This is a genomic window from Actinomycetota bacterium, from assembly GCA_005888325.1.
Classification (GTDB): domain Bacteria; phylum Actinomycetota; class Acidimicrobiia; order Acidimicrobiales; family AC-14; genus AC-14.
Map to the genome: position 1 here is coordinate 23,753 of VAWU01000064.1, position 16,649 is coordinate 40,401.

Annotated in this window: 17 protein-coding genes, 1 tRNA gene and 2 pseudogenes (1 of these 20 cut by a window edge); 8 read left to right on the plus strand and 12 right to left on the minus strand. The window is 70.4% G+C overall.

What is annotated here, in order from left to right:
- Position 1: 1 nt before the first annotated feature.
- The 9 genes from E6G06_18990 to E6G06_19030 form a co-directional block, all read right to left on the minus strand.
- Entirely contained in the window at positions 2-508 is a 507-nt protein-coding gene (locus E6G06_18990) for a transcriptional repressor (GenBank protein TML87043.1), read from the minus strand.
- Positions 493-795 carry a hypothetical protein gene (locus E6G06_18995; GenBank protein ID TML87044.1) on the minus strand — a complete coding sequence of 101 codons (303 nt, stop codon included), beginning with the start codon at positions 793-795 and terminating at the stop codon, positions 493-495. Before E6G06_18995 ends, E6G06_18990 begins: the two co-directional genes overlap by 16 nt.
- On the minus strand, positions 792-1,097 hold the full coding sequence (locus tag E6G06_19000) for a helix-turn-helix transcriptional regulator (GenBank protein ID TML87045.1): 306 nt from the start codon (positions 1,095-1,097) through the stop codon (positions 792-794). The genes E6G06_18995 and E6G06_19000 overlap by 4 nt, the downstream gene beginning before the upstream one ends.
- 135 nt (positions 1,098-1,232) lie before the next feature.
- Positions 1,233-2,150 (minus strand): prolipoprotein diacylglyceryl transferase, encoded by a 918-nt coding sequence (locus tag E6G06_19005; GenBank protein ID TML87046.1) that lies wholly within the window; start codon positions 2,148-2,150, stop codon positions 1,233-1,235.
- A complete protein-coding gene (locus tag E6G06_19010; GenBank protein TML87047.1) occupies positions 2,110-3,198 on the minus strand; it encodes a hypothetical protein in 1,089 nt (362 codons plus the stop codon). Before E6G06_19010 ends, E6G06_19005 begins: the two co-directional genes overlap by 41 nt.
- Positions 3,195-4,010: a hypothetical protein gene (locus E6G06_19015; GenBank protein ID TML87048.1), complete on the minus strand. Its 816-nt coding sequence runs from the start codon at positions 4,008-4,010 to the stop codon at positions 3,195-3,197. The genes E6G06_19010 and E6G06_19015 overlap by 4 nt, the downstream gene beginning before the upstream one ends.
- Positions 4,007-5,233: an amino acid ABC transporter substrate-binding protein gene (locus E6G06_19020; GenBank protein TML87049.1), complete on the minus strand. Its 1,227-nt coding sequence runs from the start codon at positions 5,231-5,233 to the stop codon at positions 4,007-4,009. The genes E6G06_19015 and E6G06_19020 overlap by 4 nt, the downstream gene beginning before the upstream one ends.
- Positions 5,234-5,254: 21 nt before the next feature.
- Positions 5,255-6,433: a CPBP family intramembrane metalloprotease gene (locus tag E6G06_19025; GenBank protein TML87050.1), complete on the minus strand. Its 1,179-nt coding sequence runs from the start codon at positions 6,431-6,433 to the stop codon at positions 5,255-5,257.
- Positions 6,258-7,979, minus strand: a complete 1,722-nt coding sequence (locus tag E6G06_19030) for a glycoside hydrolase family 5 protein (GenBank protein TML87051.1) — start codon at positions 7,977-7,979, stop codon at positions 6,258-6,260. Before E6G06_19030 ends, E6G06_19025 begins: the two co-directional genes overlap by 176 nt.
- On the opposite strand from E6G06_19030, the gene E6G06_19035 reads away from it, so the two are divergent.
- Entirely contained in the window at positions 7,865-8,722 is an 858-nt protein-coding gene (locus E6G06_19035; protein ID TML87052.1) for an aldo/keto reductase, read from the plus strand. The genes E6G06_19030 and E6G06_19035 overlap by 115 nt on opposite strands.
- Positions 8,723-8,742: 20 nt before the next feature.
- On the opposite strand, the gene E6G06_19040 is transcribed toward E6G06_19035, so the two are convergent.
- Positions 8,743-9,300, minus strand: coding sequence for a hypothetical protein (locus tag E6G06_19040; protein TML87053.1), 558 nt, complete (start codon positions 9,298-9,300; stop codon positions 8,743-8,745).
- A 31-nt stretch (positions 9,301-9,331) separates the two neighbouring features.
- Entirely contained in the window at positions 9,332-10,195 is an 864-nt protein-coding gene (locus E6G06_19045; protein TML87054.1) for a DUF72 domain-containing protein, read from the minus strand.
- A gap of 23 nt (positions 10,196-10,218) precedes the next feature.
- Between E6G06_19045 and E6G06_19050 the strand changes: the two genes are divergently transcribed.
- Positions 10,219-10,704: an NUDIX domain-containing protein gene (locus E6G06_19050; GenBank protein TML87055.1), complete on the plus strand. Its 486-nt coding sequence runs from the start codon at positions 10,219-10,221 to the stop codon at positions 10,702-10,704.
- Here E6G06_19050 and E6G06_19055 read toward each other — a convergent pair.
- Positions 10,690-11,622, minus strand: coding sequence for a sigma-70 family RNA polymerase sigma factor (locus E6G06_19055; GenBank protein ID TML87056.1), 933 nt, complete (start codon positions 11,620-11,622; stop codon positions 10,690-10,692). The genes E6G06_19050 and E6G06_19055 overlap by 15 nt on opposite strands.
- A gap of 60 nt (positions 11,623-11,682) precedes the next feature.
- Here E6G06_19055 and E6G06_19060 point away from each other — a divergent pair, with 60 nt between their 5' ends.
- From E6G06_19060 to E6G06_19085, 6 genes and pseudogenes are all read left to right on the plus strand, one after another.
- Entirely contained in the window at positions 11,683-12,051 is a 369-nt protein-coding gene (locus E6G06_19060) for a DUF523 domain-containing protein (protein ID TML87077.1), read from the plus strand.
- A 268-nt stretch (positions 12,052-12,319) separates the two neighbouring features.
- Positions 12,320-12,978: pseudogene (locus E6G06_19065) on the plus strand (TIR domain-containing protein).
- Positions 12,979-13,065: 87 nt separating this feature from the next.
- Positions 13,066-14,739 carry a WD40 repeat domain-containing protein gene (locus tag E6G06_19070; protein TML87078.1) on the plus strand — a complete coding sequence of 558 codons (1,674 nt, stop codon included), beginning with the start codon at positions 13,066-13,068 and terminating at the stop codon, positions 14,737-14,739.
- A 708-nt stretch (positions 14,740-15,447) separates the two neighbouring features.
- A tRNA-Val gene (locus E6G06_19075) sits at positions 15,448-15,524 on the plus strand.
- A 99-nt stretch (positions 15,525-15,623) separates the two neighbouring features.
- On the plus strand, positions 15,624-16,007 hold the full coding sequence (locus tag E6G06_19080; GenBank protein ID TML87057.1) for a hypothetical protein: 384 nt from the start codon (positions 15,624-15,626) through the stop codon (positions 16,005-16,007).
- A gap of 235 nt (positions 16,008-16,242) precedes the next feature.
- Positions 16,243-16,649, plus strand: a pseudogene (locus E6G06_19085) (hypothetical protein); it runs 175 nt beyond the window's last position.

The following is a 16,649-nucleotide window of genomic DNA, read 5'->3' on the forward strand; positions in this document are numbered from 1 at the left end:
GCTAACGGCAGGTGGCGCAGCGGCCGACGAGGTCGATGCGGTGGTCGTTGACCTCGAAGCCGGTCTCCTCGGCCGCCACCCGGCCGGCCTCCGAGAGCGCCCGCTCGAGCCGCGGTGATGCCGGCACGTCGGCCACGAGGCCGCACGAGGTGCACACCAGATGGTGGTGATGGTGGCCGCTCAGATCCTCGGCCAGCTCGAAACGGCCGAGGTCGTCGTTGCCGGCCAGTCGCCGCACCACCCCCGCCTCGGCGAGGGCGGTGAGGCTGCGGTACGCGGAGCTCTGCGGCAGCCGGTGGCCACCCGGAAGCGAGCGGTTGGCCGCCTCCAGGATCTCGGGGATCGTGAGGGGGCGGTCGGTGTCGCCGAGCACCTCCACCAACGCACGACGCCCGCGCGTGTAGCGCTGGTCGAGCGCGGCGAGCCGAACCTCGACCTGCACGTGCAGGCGGTCAGGCTCGCTGTCGCGCGAGGCGTCGGCAGCCGATGGGCTCAGTGCTCGTCCCAGTGGTCGTCATGCGCGGCGTGACGGTGCCCGTCGTGCACGTAGTCGACGTGGTCGTCGTGGGCGACGGTCTCGTGGCCGCAGCCCTCGGCGTGCTCGTGGTCGTGCGCCGCATGCGCGACGTGCGCGTCCGGTGAGCACTCGTCCCAGTGACCGTCGTGCTCACGATGGGCGTGGCCGTCGTGGAGGTAGTCGGTGTGGTCGTCGTGACGGACGGCCACGTGCCCGCAGTCCGTGCCGTGGGCGTGGCTGTGGTGATGGCCGGCATGGGTGTCGTGTGCGGTGGTCATGAGCTGGTTCTCTCCTGTGCGTGGATGATGGCGTCGTTGACGATGTGGGCGACGTGCTCGTCGCTGAGCGAGTAGGCGATCTCCCGACCTCGGCGCTCCGTGCTCACCAACCCCGCCCCACGGAGCACGCGGAGGTGCTGGGAGACGAGGGACTGCGAGATGGCGAGCGAGTCGACCAGCTCGTGGACACAGCGGGGCCCGGCGGCCAGCGCACGTACGATGGCCAGGCGATGGGGGCTGGCGAGCGCGCGCAGTAGCTCGGTGGCTTCGTGCAGGCCGGTGTCGGAGATGACCGCGGGCATTCCTCATACATTAATACATGTGCATGTGTTCATGTACAGCCACCGATTCGGGCTTCCTGTCGCGCTCAGCCCCCGTGACGGTGGTCGAGCGCGACGAGAAGGGCCCGGGTGGGGCCCGGAAGCCGGCGGTGCCGGTCAGCGGGGAGGGTCGGGCTCCGGTTCCGCCTCGAGTGGTTGCGGGTCCGCGGGCGCGGGAACGGACGCAGACTCGGGCTTGGGCCGTCCGCTCACGACGAGCACGCCGACGGCCGCCGCGAACACGAAGACGCTGACCCAGTCGTTGATCCGGAGCCCGCCGATGCGGTGGGCGGGGTCGATGCGCAGGAGCTCGATCCAGAAGCGCCCGAACGTGTAGGCAGCCACGTACACCGCGAACAGCCGTCCGGGGCGGAGGCGGATCCGCCGTTCGACGAGCAGTACGATCGCCACCACCGCGAGGTCCCACAGGCACTCGTAGAGGAACGTGGGATGGAAGGTGGCGAACTGCTGGTAGCCCGACGGCCGGTGGCCGGGGTCGATGCGCAGCGCCCACGGCAGGGTGCTCGGGCGGCCGAAGAGCTCCTGGTTGAACCAGTTTCCCCAGCGTCCGATGGCCTGCGCGAGTGGGATCACCGGCGCGGCCATGTCGAACAGCGCGGCCTTGTCGAGCCCTCGTCGTTGGGCGACGACCATCGCGGCGATGGCGCCGCCCGCGACGGCGCCCCAGATGCCGAGGCCTCCCTGCCAGATCTTGACGACGTCGAACCAGCGCCCGCGGAACAGCTGCCAATCCGTGACCACGTGGTACGCGCGCGCTCCGACGAGCCCGGCGGGCACGGCCCACACCGCGAGGTCGGTGATGTCGGAGCCCTTGCCTCCCCGCGCCTGCCAGCGGGCGCGGCCCCATTGCACGGCCACGTAGACGCCCACGGCGATGAGGAGCCCGTACGCGCGCAGGTGGAGAGGGCCGAGATCGATGGAGTCCCGTCCGGGACTGGGGATGTACGAGAGCACGGTTGTGGGGGCGAGCACGTCAACCGCGCACGGTAGTGGCGGCGCGCGGCTGATGGCCATGCGCGGCGAACGCCGGCCCGCGCATGCCTTCGTACGCCAGCTCGACGGCGATCCCGAACCCGAGGCCGAGGCTGAGCGCGACCGACCCCCGCGACAGGAGCGGTGAAAGCGCGCTCGGAACCTGCGAGCTCGCGAGCGCGCCTGCGTCGGTGACCCCGCTGTAGACGGCGATCATGAGCGCCGCGGAGCCGCCGAGGATGATCCCGACGTCCGTACGCCGCTGCGAGAGTGTGGCGACCGCACCGACGCCCAGACCCCATGCGAGGACGCTGACCGGGCCTCCGCGCAGCACGTTCCCCGCCTGCGTGACCAGCGAGCCCCCGGACACCGCGGCGTTGGCGAAGCTGTGCACGACGTCGACCGCAACGAGCACGGCAACGCAGTGACCGAGCACCCCGGGCCACCGGATGTAGCGCACCGCCAGGACCGTCGCGGCAAAGAGGGCGATCGCGAACAGCGCCCATGGCAACGGGTTGGGCGGCGGTACGTAGCTGATGCGGCCTGCGATCGCGAGCGCGGTGTCGCCCCGGCGCAGTTCCACCGTCCATCGCGGCACGACGAGATGGCCCTGGCCCCGGGCCCGGAGGACCTGATCGGGCGTCGGGCCCTCGAAGCGCGTGCGCCGGTCGCTCCACACGAGCATGGTGCCGTCCCCCGTCCGCCGCCAGTGGGGTGGGCCCGACGCCTTCGTCGGGTCCGGCGGCGGCCCGGTCGGTCGACCGGGGCGCTGGCGCTCCAGGTACGCGCTGTTGGAGTACGTGTTCTCGAACACACCTCGGGGACCGACGCGCAGCCACGGCTCGCCCGCATAGCCGACCACGACGATGTCGGTGGGACCGCGGTTCACGAGCTCGATGCGTCGGCCGAGATCGAGGAGACGAACGTCGAGCTGCCCGGCGGGGTCCGTGACGCCGACGATCTCGCTCTTGTAGTTGGTTGCCTGGACGCCGGTGACGGCATGTGCGTCCGCCGGTGGCGTGGTCGCGACGACTCCACCGGCGACGAGCGCGATTGCCGCGAGACTTCGCGCGAGACGCGCCCGGTTCACCGGCGGCGTTGCGAGCGCGACGCCCGGGCGCCTCGCTGTAACTGCTTTCGCGACGACCGGCGTGTGCGTAGCCGTTGCCGCACGTACGGCGTCCACGCGAGCACGATGGCCAGGAGGCCAACCACGACGATGACCACGACGGTGCCGTACCCGCGGCCCGACGTCCCCACGGGGGAGGGCAGCGGTTGACGGGTGCCGGCGAGGTAATAGCCGGGGCTGGCGAACGCAGCGCTCTCGGCGCCGGAAGCGGATTCGTGTCGTGAGGCGAGCTGCTTCCACGCTCGACCGTCCTCGGAGAACAAGATGGTGTCCGCGGGCTCGGGGACGACGACGAGGACGTTGCCGGGTGCGGTCAGCGTCGCGACCGGGGCTCCCGACGGCTTGTAGCTCATCTCGACGCGGTAGGCGTTGCCGTCGGGCCGCATCGGAGGGGTGAGCCTGCCGAGCTTGGAGGCGTCGAGGGGCACGAACTTGACCGTGACCCGGTTGTCACCCGCGTTCGCGGGCACGGCACCTGCTTGGAGGTTGATCACGAGCTGGCTGTCGGAGCTGAGGAGCCCGGACGCCTTCGATCCGTTGGCGAGGAGGTCGACGTCGGTGCTCGATGCGCCGGGCTTGACGTTTCCCGGCGCGAATTCCTTCGGAGGATTCACCCAGCGGTACGGCGAGCTGGGCCCGACGCCCTCGAAGAGCGGGCGCACGTCGTGGCCCGTGACGCGCAGCGTCGTGAGGCACACGAGCGCATAGGCCGCGGCCAGTCCCAACCCGATGAGGGCAGGCCGTCGTCGTCGGGCGGCCACGCTCGCGCTCACCCGGCGTGCAGGGGCTCTATCGCGTGCGTGGCGAACAGTGCGGGCCACACGACCGCCCGCTCGCCCGGCGCCACCCACTCCCAGATGACGCCGGCCGCCCTGCGGTTCTCGCCCTCGTCCGGTGCACCGGGCGGCGCCAGGTCGAGGCCGCCTCCGTTGGCGAGCGCGCCACGCGGCAGCTTGGTGGAGAGCGCGGCGCGCGCGACGGCGGTCGGGGCGAACGAGGTCGCCGCAGGGAGCACGTGGGCGAGCAGGCCGTAGCCGTTGGAGAACCCGCCGAGTGCCTCTGCGCTCATGTTCTTGCCGTAGCGGCGTTGATAGCGCGCGCTCGCCCACGCCAGCGTCCGCCGGCCCTCGGGCTCCAACGCGTCGGGACGCACGTGGGCCTGATCGGGTTTGTCGGATGCGAACATGCCCACCGCCAGCCGGCCGAGCCGCTGGCCGAACTGGGGATGGCAGAAGCTCGAGCTGGTGCCGATGCTGGCGACGAGCGGCACCTTGGCCGTGGTGAGCGCGCGCACCAGCGCGACTCCGTCGTCGAGATAGGAGACCGCGAACAGCACATCGGTGCGCGTCTCCGCGAGCCGGCGGGCGATCGTCGCGAAGTCGGCGCGGCTCGCGTCGTAGGGGAGCGACGCGGACAGGACTTGGCCGCTGCCTCGAACCTCGTCGAGCGCGCCCTTCCCCACCGAGCGGCCGTAGGGGTCGTCGACGTAGACGACCGCGTAACGGAGGGAAGCGGCCGGCTTCAGCTCGGGCGCGAGCTCGTCGCGGACGAAGGCGATGGCGTTGCGACCGAGGTTGGCGCCCATCGGCGCGAGCCGAAAGAAGCTGCGGCCGCCGTTCGCGACGGGCGTCGCCCCCCCGACGGCACCCGTCTCCCAGAGCATCATGCCCGTCTCACCGGCCACCTTCGCGGCCGCGACCGACGTCGCGCTGCCATGGCTGCCGACGACGACGCGTGCGCCGCGGTCGCGCAGCATGCGCATCGCCGAGGGAACCGCCTCGGGCCGCGGGACGTCAGCTGTCTCGAGCCGCGCCGGGCGTCCCTGCACGCCGCCGTGGGTGTTGGCCCATTCGACCGCGAGACGGACGCCCCGTTCCTCGTCGGTGCCACCGACCTGTTGGGGACCCGAGGTCGGGTAGATCGCGCCGAGCACGAGCGCGTCGCGCTTCGCGCCGCCACCTGCGCACGCGGTCGTGACGACGAGCACGGTCAACATGAGCGCGGCCAGTCGACGCAATCAGATCACCACCAGGAGGTTGGCGAACGCGTGCGTGATCGCGGGCGCACGCCACGAGCCGCCGGCCCACCGCTGCCAGCCGAGTACGAGACCTGCGGCCAGGTCGATCGGGAGTACCCATGCGCCGTACACGGTCAGATGGACGAGGGCGAACAGCAGCGCGGAGCCTCCCACCGCGAAGACCGGGCCCGACGCCACGAGCGCGCTGTAGACGAGCCGCCGGAAGAACGCCTCCTCGGCCACGGCCGCGAGCGTGTTGAGCGCCACGATCCTCGCGGTGGGGGAGGCGGGGGCGGTGCCGCCGCCGATGAGCCGCCCGAGCGCGAACGCGACGATGCCGAGCCCGACGACGAGCGCGGTCGTCCGGACGGCCACGGCGGGCTCGCGCCCGACGGGCCAGGCCAGGCCGACGGCGAGCAGTGCGACGAAGACGACGATGATCGTGGCGGTCGGGTTCGACGACGCGCGCAGCAGTTGCGGTCGCACGAGAAGGAGAACGCAGCCCGCGGCCGCGACCGCACCGCCGGAAAGCGCCCATGTGTCCGACGGCGTCGTCGCCGGCTGCGGTCTCAACCTTGGACGTTGAAGCTTACGAAGGCGCGGGGCCGGTTGGTGAAGGGCGCGTGGTCCTTGGCCACGAACTCCGCCTGCAGCGAGTGCTGGCCGGGAGCGACGTTGTGGAAGTCCTGCTCCTTGCTGAAGGACATCACGTAGGGCGTGTCGTCGAGCGTGAGATGGACGTGGCCCTCGGTGGAGGTGAGCTTGCCCGTCGTCTGCCTCACGACCCGGCCGCCCAGCACGTCGACCTTGACAATGAAGTCGGGGCCGGTGACGGCGTTCGGCGTGGGCGCCACGATCTCCATCCTGGCCTTCGTCGTCGGCCGCGCGGCGGACCCCGAGGAGCCACCGCAGCCCGCGACGAGCAGGGCGGTCGCGCCGACGACGCCGAGGATTCCGGTCAGGCGGATACGCGCCGTGAACACCCGTCCAGCCTAAGCGCCGATCACCGCCCGTTGAGGCGCGCCACCCTGATCGACCACGCGCCACCGTGGGCGCGGGCCGAGATGAGCACGCCACCGCCTCGCACGGCCAGGAGATCGGGAGCGTCGAGCCCCCGCACGGTGACCCGCACGTCGGCGGGGCGGGCCGCGGGGTGGAACGCGACGAGTCGGGCGCCATCGCCGCCGCCGTTCTTGCCCGCCCGCCCGGATGCCTCGAGGCTGGCGCGGTCAGGGTCCCAGCGGGTGCGGGAGAGCCTGCCGGGGGCGGCGCGCACGTAGCCGCGGCGCAGCTGCGCGACGAGCGCGTCGCGCGTGCCCGTCACCGAGTTGTCGTGACAGTCCACCTCGAACTCGCCCCACACGCCGGGCACCCGGCCGGCTCGCAGGTCGCTCACCTTGTGGGGATCGCCGCAGCTCTCTCTCCAGGTCCACAAGGTGGCGCCGGCGCGGAAGTCGTCCTGGAGCTGCTGATGCTCGACGAAGTAGCTGTCGTCCGGTCGCGAGGCGCGGGCGGGGTCGGCACCCCATTCTCCGGACAACACCGGTACCCCGCCGAGCGCGCGCGCCTCGCGCTGTGCGGTCTCGAAGGCCGCGCGTGTGATCGGTCCACCCGTGAAGCCACCGGTGTAGATGTGAGGTGCGTAGACGAGGTCGGCGTCGCGGCTGAACGACGGGGGCGGGCCCGAGCCGATGGCCGAGAACAGCGCGGACGGCTCGAACAGGATCAGGTGGGGAGAGCCGTGAGCGGCTCGCTCCGCCCGGCGAATGGAGGCGACCGCCAGCCGGTACATCGTGGCGAGGCGTTGGTTGTCAGCGGGGACGAAGGCGTTGGGCTCGTTCATGAGGTCGTATCCGGCGACCTCTGGCGAGCGGGCGAAGCGGCCGGCAACGTGGCCGAGCATGGCGACGTAACGCGTCTGCACGCCCACGCCGTCGGAGGCCTTCTCGTCCGTGAAGAAGGCCTGCCATGCGCGCATCGTCGCCGGGTTGATCTCGCGCGCGCCCAAGGTGCAGCGGGGCAGGTCACCGTCGAGCGTCGCCCAGGCCGGCGCTCCGTCCCAGCCGAGACCGGGCACGGCGGGCGGGACGCACCGCTCGCCCGGCCGCGCGGCCGTCGCCGGGCCCCACGCGTCCTGATGGAAGTCGATGATCGAGTAGAGCCCCGCTTGTCCGAGGCGACGGACGGTGCGCGCCACCTGGTCGAGGTACGCCTCGTCGTAGTGGCCGGGGCCGGGCTCGATGCGCGACCACGACACGAGCAGGCGCACCGCGTCCCAACCGATCGAGCGCATGCGCGCGGTGTCATCAGAGGCGAGAGGGAACGTGGTCGGGAAGTCGACGCCCTTCCAGTACTCGGCGAGGGCGTTCACGTTCACACCTCGCAGGAGCACCTCGCGCCCTTCCCCGTCGACGATGCGCCCACCCCGGACCGGGTCGGCCTCGGCGCGGAGCGCGGTGAGCGCGAGTGGCGACGACTCGGGCTTCGCGCCGCTGCTGCAGGCGGCGAGCCCGGCACCGGCGAACGTCAGCACCGTGACCAGCAGCGCGAGGCGACGGACGAGCAGCGGGCCCACGCGCAGATCATGGCCGCCGACGCATACTGTCGGCCATGCAGCGTCGACGCTTGGGTCGCACGGGTCACGAGAGCAGCGTGGCCATCCTGGGCGGGGCGGCCTTCGCCCTCTCCACCACCGACGAGGCGGAGCCGGCGTTCGCGTCGGCACTGGCGCGGGGGGTGAACCACCTCGACATCGCCCCGCGCTACGGCCAGGCCGAGCGGGCTGTCGGCCCCCTCGTCCCACCGGTGCGCGACCGGCTGTTCATCGGCGAGAAGACCACCCGCCGCGCTTCTGACGGCGTGCGCGCCCAGCTCGACGAGTCGCTGCAGCGACTGGGCACCGACCACGTCGACCTCTACCAGATGCACGCCGTCACCGGTGTCGACGTGCTCGACGAGCGCCGTGACGCAGCCGCCACGATCATGCGCGCGCGCGACGAGGGGTTGACGCGCTTCGTCGGTATCACCGGCCACGGCCTCGCCGCGCCCGCGACCTTCGTTGAGGCGCTCGACCGCTACGACCTCGACACCGTGATGTTCCCCGTCTACCCCCGGCTGTGGGCCGATGTCGACTACCGCCGAGCGGCCGAGCAGCTTCTCTCGATCTGCGCAGAGCGCGACCTCGGCGTCATGGCCATCAAGGCGGTGGCCCGCCAACCGTGGGGCGACGACGACCGCGATCGATTTGCGACCACGTGGTACGAGCCGCGGCGCGAGCCCGACTCGATCGCGCGAGGCGTGCACTTCGCGCTGTCCACGCCGGGCGTGCACGCGTTCTGCACACCGGGAGACCTCGGGCTCCTGCCGCTCGCGCTCGACGCGGCCGAGCGGGCCACGACGATGGACGACGACGCGCGCCTCGCGGCCATGGACGAGATGGCCGGGCTCGCGCCGCTGCAGACTCCCTGAGCCGCGGGCTGTCCCGAGCGTCAGCCCAACCAGGCGGGCGCGCGCTCGAGCAGGTAGCGGCTGACCTTGAGGCACGCGTCGAGGACGTCGCACAGCAGCTCCTCGCCCGCGAGGACCCGGGCGAGGGAGACCTGCTGCCGGGCGACGATGGTGAGGCTGCGCTCCGCGGCGTCGGTGACCGAGCCGAACGAGTCGATCGCAGACACTTCGAGCGGCAGGTCGGGCCCACCGATGCCGGCGAGCTCGGTCGCGAGGACGAGGAGGTCGGGGCCGCTGGGCAGCGGCGGCAGCGCCCAGGTGAACTGGAGGGGGAAGTGGAACTCGTCGGGCGGGTCGTCGTCGTCGGCCAGCTCGGCGACGACGTCCTCGAACGCGAGGAGGATGCGCGGCTCGACCTCCAGCGTGAGGTGGAGGTCGAGGGGACCGTTGCAGCCTTCCTCGGGATGGAGGTCGACCTCCCACACCTGACGCAACGAGTACGTCTCCACGAAGTGGCGCTCGTCGTGCACGTGGAAGCCGTGGTCGACCGCGTGGTCCTTCAGCTCGGTGACGTAACCGGCGACGTCGATGGCGGCCATTGCCTGTGAGCGTAGGCGCGTGTGCAGGCGTTCAGAACAACGGCTGCTGGCCGGCCGGACGGCCCGGGCCGACAGCCACCGCGACGTGTCGCTCCCGGAGCTCGGCAGCGAGGGCGCGCACCGTCGCCGGAGCGTGGCCCTCGTAGTGGTTGTTGACGACGACGTACGCGTCGTCCACCCCGGCGTCGTCCCACTCGACCAACCGGTCCGCCCAGAAGCTCCGACTCTCGGGCTGAGGCCGCTGCACGTGGGCCTTCCCGTCGAGCCCGCGATGAGGGCCGAGCAGCCGCACGTAGACGGGCGACGCCGACGCCCGCGCGGCAGCGCGGGGCATGGCGGGAAGGTCGTTGCACACCCAGGTCACACCGTGGTCACCGAGGAGCGCGAGGATCTCGTCGTCCAGCCACGACGGGTCGCGCAGCTCGACCGCGAGCGGTGCGACGGGCGCCCAGCGGGCGACGAAGCCGCGCAGCGCGGCCTCGGTCTCGCCCTCGCGTGCGAACGACGGAGGCAGCTGGACGACCACGCACGCGAGACGCGAGTGCAGTGGGGCGAGGAGCCGCTCGAGGAAGTGGGCGAAGGCGGGCTCGGGCGGGCACAGGCCGGTTTCCTGAACGAGCTCGCGCGGCGCCTTCACGCTGACGCGGAACTCCGGCGGCATGACCTCCGCCCAGTGCTCGACCGTCGGCGCGGCCGGGGCCGCGTAGAAGGAGGAGTCGATCTCGACGAACGAGAACGCCTCGACGTAGCGGGCCAGGGCGTCGGCGGGCTGCGTGCCCGGTGGGTAGAACGAGCCGACCCAGTCGGGGAAGTACGACCAACCCGCGGTGCCCAACCACACGGTCACGACGGAACCGTAGCGGCGCGGCTGAGCGCGGGTGATCAGACCGCGCACGCCAGGCGTTTAGCATCGCTGGGATGTTGCGTCGGGGCCATCTGCTCCTCCTTCACATGTTTCGACGCCTGCCCCGGCCGGCGCGTCGGTTCGCGGTGCGTCGTCTCTACCCCTCGTTCACTGTCGGCGCCATGTGCGTCATCGAACGTCCTGACGGCACGCTTCTCTTCGTTCGGCATTCGTACCGTCGGCAGTGGGGAGTGCCGGGAGGGCTGCTGTCCCGCGGCGAGGAGCCGGCGGCCGGGGCGCGCCGCGAGGCGCGCGAGGAGGTGGCCCTCGATATCGAGACGATCGGTGAGCCCGCGGTCGTCGTCGACCCGCGCGCGCGGCGCGTCGACATCGTGTTCCGCGCACGCCCGATCGCGGCGGCGTCTCTCGACACCGTGCGCCCCAGCTCGCCGGAGATCGTCGAGGCGAGATGGTTCCCGCGCGACGAGCTGCCCGACCTGCAGCACGAGACCGCGGGTGCCCTGGCCTCGCTGGCCCGGGCGGCGTCAGAGCGCGGCTAGGTCACGCAGGCTGGGGGGCGTCGAGGGGTGGCGCAGCTTCGACAGCGCCTTCGCCTCGATCTGACGGATGCGCTCGCGCGTGAGACAGAACTCCTGTCCCACCTCCTCGAGCGTGCGGGGACGCTCGCCGATCAACCCGAACCGCAGCTCGAGCACGCGCTGCTCACGGTCGGAGAGCGATCGGAGCACGGCACGGAGCTCGCTCGTCTGTATCGCAGCTGCCGCCGCCTCGAAGGGTGCTTCCGCGTTGCGGTCCTCGAGGAAGTCGACGAGCTCGGCGTTGTCGTCTCCCACCTGCTCGAACAGTGAGACAGGGTCGGGAGCGACGCGCTGCGCCTCGACCACCCGATCGGGGGTGAGACCCGTCTCGCGCGCGATCTCCTCGGGCGTGGCCTCGCGTCCGAGCGAGCGGGAGAGTCTCGTTGCGGCCCGCCCGACCTGAGCCACGGTCTCGACCATGTGCACCGGCACGCGGATCGTGCGGCCCTTGTCCGCGATGGCGCGGCTGATGGCCTGGCGGATCCACCAGGTGGCGTAGGTGGAGAACTTGAACCCCTTGCGGTGGTCGAACTTCTCGACCGCGCGCATGAGTCCCAGGTTGCCCTCCTGCACCAGGTCGAGAAGGGGCAGTCCCGACGACTGGTAGCGCTTCGCGATCGAGACCACGAGGCGGAGGTTGGATTGGATGAAGCGCTTCGTGGCGGCCATGCCCGTCGTCGCCGTGCACTCGAGCTCGCGCCGTCGTGCCGCGCCGAGCGTCGCTCCGCTGTCGAGCTCGAGCTTCGCCTTGTTGCCTGCCTCGATCGCTCGAGCCAGCTCCACCTCGTCGGCTGCGGTCAACAGGTCGTACGAGCCGATCTCGCGCAGATACTGACGGACGAGATCCTCGCCGGCGTCGTTCTCGCTGCGGCTCATCATCGCGGTAGAACTCCCAAGTAGCGTCGGTCCGTGTCCGAGGGTAGCCCCGCCCGCCCCGCGATCCTGGTATCCGCGTGTCTGCTCGGGGTTCGGTGCAACCATCGCGGCGAGGCCAACCCGTCCGACGTCGTCCGGGCGCTCGCGTCGCGCTATCGGTTGATCCCCGTGTGTCCCGAGACGATGGGTGGCCTCGCGACACCGCGACCTGCGGCTGAGGCGCACTCCGACGGGCGTGTGGTCACCGACGGCGGGGTCGACGTCACCGACGCGTTCGTGCGCGGGGCGCGGGCCACGGTCGCGCTGGCAGCGGCCACCTCGGCCACGGATGCCGTGCTCAAGGCGCGGTCGCCGTCCTGCGGCGAGGAGGGCGTCACCACGGTCGCCTTGCGCACGGCCGGTGTGCGGGTGCGGTCCGAGGAAGACGTGTGACCCGACGACCTGGGTGGCCGCCTCACCCAGATCGCCACCGAGCACCTGCGTGCGTTCGAGCGGGCGCACGCCTCGGGGTTCGTGGTAGCCATCGACCAACTCGACGCCGCGACCGTCGCGCGTGGGTCGACGGCGTCCCGGGTGCCCTGCAAGCGGCGTACGCTCCCACCCGCGCCGCCGGCATGTTGCTGGAGGTCCTCGAGGAGCTGGGCACGGCCGAGCTGTGATGCGCGTACGTCGAACCGGGCGACGAGGGGGCGACCATTCGATGTCGACTTCGGGTTCCGCCTACGACGCGTTCATCTCCTATTCGCACGCGGCCGACGGGCGTCTCGCACCCGCAGTGCAGACCGGTCTGCAGCGCCTGGCCCGGCCGTGGTACCGGCGCTGGGCATTGCGGGTCTTTCGTGACGACACGGGTTTGTCCGTAGACCCTCAGCTGTGGGGATCGATCGCTCGCGCCCTCGACGAGTCGGCATGGTTCCTGCTCATGGCCTCGCCGGAGGCGGCTGCCTCTCCGTGGGTCAATCGCGAGATCGAGTACTGGTGCGAGCACCGGGATGCGAGCGCATCCTGCCTGTCGTTACCGACGGCCTGCTGGTTTGGTCCACTGCGCGCAAGGACTACGACTCGCCACTCTCGTCGGCTTTGCCGCCCGCACTCCTCGGACGGTTTGAGGAGGAACCCCGGCATCTCGATCTTCGTTGGGCGCGCGACGAGACTCAACTCGACCTCCGGCATTCGCGCTTCCGACAAGCCGTAGCCGAGCTTGCCGCGCCGATACATGGCATGGCCAAAGACGAGCTCGAGTCCGAAGATGTCCGGCGCCATCGTCGTGCGATCCGGCTTGCCCGGGCCGCCGTGATCACTCTCGTCGTCTTGCTTCTCGCCGCGGCGATCAGCGGCGGATCCGCCATTCGAAATGCTCGCAGTTCACGTCGTGCGGAGCGGCGGGCTGAAGCCGAGGCAACCACGAACCTCTCGCGCCAGCTCGCCGCCAGCGCCCTCAACGCGATGAGCGGTGAACAGATCGATTTGGGTCTCCTCCTGGCGGTGGAGGCGAACCACGTGCAGCCGAACGCCCAGGCGCGCGGCAGCCTGCTTGCCGGCCTGCTCGCGCAGCCGACGCTGCGCCGTTTCCTGTATGGCTTGCGGGTTCCCTACAAGGTGCAGTTCAGCCCCGACGGGAACCTTCTCGCGATTGCCGCCTCCGACGGGATAGGGCTCTGGAACATGGTCAGTGGCCGCCAGCTGTCACCGCCGACGTCACCAGATGGGGGCTTTGTCCACGAGCTCGCAGTTCGGCCGGACGGCAAGGTTCTGGCCAGCGCGACGACGATCACGACCGCCGCAGGCCAGTCGCGAGAAAGCATCCGACTCATGGACCTCCCAGAACGACGGCCCTTCGGCACTCAACTGGAGACGGGATCGCTCGAAGGCTCCGCCCTCGCATTCAGCCCCGACGGGCGTGTCCTTGCGGTGGGTGGGTCTCACTCGACGAAGCTCTTCGACCTCGCTACCGGCGGCGCGCTGAGCACATTCGACGAAGGGGCTCAGGCAATCGCTTTCAGCCCGGACGGAGCGCTGTTGGCATCGGCACATTTGGAAATCGGTCTGCACGACAGCCTTACGATCGCCGTCCGCGATTCGAGAACGGGCGCGCTACGCACTCCACCATGGCGGGGCCCTGGCTCCAGCTCGATCGGGGGATTCGTGAGCCTCAAGCTTGCGTTCAGTCCCGACAACGCTCGCTTGACTGCCCTCGACGTCGGCTCCGTGGCACCGATCATCGAGTTGGACACCGTCACCGGCAGGGCCATGACACGAGGCAAGTTGCCGACGCTCGCGGCCGATGACGAGCTCATTGCCGCCAGCCGAGACGGACGCTTCTTGGCCTCGCGAGCGGGTGACGGATCGGTGCAGCTCTGGGACGCCACCTCCGGAACAGCGGTGGGGAATCGTCTGCCCGCTCCGCTGGTGACGGGCATGGAGGGAGTGCGGGAGACGGCGGACTTCAGCCCGGACGGCAGCATCCTCGCGGTGGCGACCGCCGATGGCACCGTGCGGCTGTGGGCCACTCGAGAAGATCCGCTGCTCGCCAAACGCGTGATGCAAATCGATAGCCCGGGCGGCGTAGTGGGACTCAATCCGTTCGGTAGCTTCGCTGCTGTCAAGGGTGCTACGTCCGGGATCGAGGTCCTCGACGTGCAGCCTTCGCGGCCCGTTCGCCAGAACAGCCTCGTAACAACGGCGAAGCCGTTCACGCCGCTCGTGTTCAGTCCGGACGGTCGGCTCCTGGCCGCGATCAACGAGGAGGGGGCCGTCCAGCTCTGGGACGTGGCCTCCCGACGAACAGTCGGGCGCGCCAGCAAGCTGCCTCCGGACTGCAATGTCGTCAGCATGGCTGTTGCTCCAGGGAATCGCACGCTTGGGACTGCGTGCTCACCCAGCCACGCAGGGCCGGGAGCCGTCGCGCTGTGGGACGTGCGGTCAGGCGCGCCCAGACCACACTGGCCGGTACCGACCGACATCACGCTGCCTTCAGACATCGCGTTCGGCCCCGACGGCAAGACCGTGGCGCTCGCCGGCGTCGGCGGCGGGTCAGCCGGCGAAGCGGCCTTGTGGACGTTGCATCCGGGCGACGGCTCCGTGGACCCGGAGGACGGCAGGACTGTTGCTCCGCAGTGAGCTTCGCGTCGAACGGACACGTGCTCGCATGGGCCGACGACCGCCGAGTTGCCTTCTGGGATCTTCGGCGCGCCCGATCCACAGGTGAGTCGCTTGCGGCGAGATCCGTACGCCGCGTCACCTTCAGCCGCGATGGCACGGTCTTGGCGGCCGCAGGCCAAGACGGCGTCACCCTCTGGGACGTTCAGTCGGGCTTGCTCATCGGGAGAGCACTGATGACAGGTGATCAACTCACGCCTGACCAGGCAACGAGTCAGACTTACTTTGATACGAGCATCGCCTTCGACCCGTCGGGTCGTGCTCTGATCGTGGCGTTCGTGTCGCAGACAGGCGCCGACCCGAACGGCAATCGCGTCGTGATCACGAGCTGGGACCTGCGGACTGCCACTTGGGCGCGTTTGGCATGCCGGGTGGCCAACCGTCAGCTCACCCGCGATGAATGGAGGCGGTACGTCGGTGCGACCTCGTACCGCCCCGCCTGTCGCATTCCCCAAGGGGGACGCGGGGCCAACTAACACCCTTGGCCTCCCGCGTTCTCGACGTGACTTGAGCGACAAGCGGAAGGAGGGGATGAGGTCATCTACGCTGATGGCGGGAACCGTCGCCCGCGGTCGGGTGATCACGGCCATGGTTATCTTCTCTCCGAGCGTTGAACTCGAACGTGAGAGCGATCTCCGCCGCGAGATCCCGAGTCAAGGGCGGTTTCGAGGGCGCTTAGCTCAGCTGGCTAGAGCATCTCCCTTACAAGGAGGAGGTCGGGGGTTCGAGTCCCTCAGCGCCCACAACACCCGCGTTGTCGCAGGTCAGAGGAGTCACCCACCTGCGCCGCAGTGATGGGACGGTGAGCACACCGGATCAACACCTCCTAACTGGAGGAGAACGAGATGCTCACCACCAACCACAACGCCGCCGACACCGAGGTCGGGTCCATCGCCCGGCTCGCGGAGTCGTGGGCCATCAGCTTGGTGGCCGAGAACAAGTCACCTCGGACCATCGGTGGCTACACCGAGACACTGCGCCAGTTCGCCACGTTCCTGGCCGCGCGGGGGATGCCCACGATCGCCAGCGCGGTCACGCGCGAGCACATCGAGGCCTACCTCGTCGACGTGCTGGCGCAACACCGCCCGTCAACCGCGGCCACGCGCTACAAGGGCTTGCCTGCACGCGCACCGCTTCCGGCACTACTTCAGGACCGCGCGTTCCTGCCCCCTTACGTGCGACGGGCGCCCGATCGGCCTGTCGGCCGGAAAGCTCCAGGGGTGGAATAGCGCGTCAGGTCCGGCATCGACCTCCATCAGCGGATGATCGCTTCGCATACGGTCATCTCCGGGACGCCGGTCATGGCATGACCCGTGCCCAAGCCGTTTCACCCGGATGACCAGCGCGGGAGACACGAGTCGCCGCCCAGGTGGGGGCACGGCGCGACTCGTCCCCGAGACCGTGTCGTCACAGAACGACCCGTCGGCCGCGTCCCATTGACGCCTGCCATCTAGGTTCATGGTCATGGCCACAGGTGACGAGATCCGATTTGCCACGATGCGACCCGTCGCGATCGCCGATCGCCAACTCACGCCCATCGAACTGGAGTCCTCCGGTGGCTCGCCGCATGTGCGCGTGGCCAAAGAGGGTGTGGTCTTCGACACCGATGGCTGGTACGAGGTCTTGCTACGCGTCGACTGGGACAGCACCATTGCTGCGGGCACTCGTTTCAGCCATACCAAGATCCCTGGCCAAGAGCCGCTGCACAGCGAAGCCATCGACGCCCTGGTGCTGGCCCAGTTGAGCCAGGGTCGACAGCTCCTGCGGGGCAACAGCCTGTTCGGTCCCGACCGCACGACCTCGCTGGTGCTGGAGGTGTGGCAGGACAGTGGGCAGCCGCTGGCGGTGCGCTACGCCGAGCTGGTGATTCG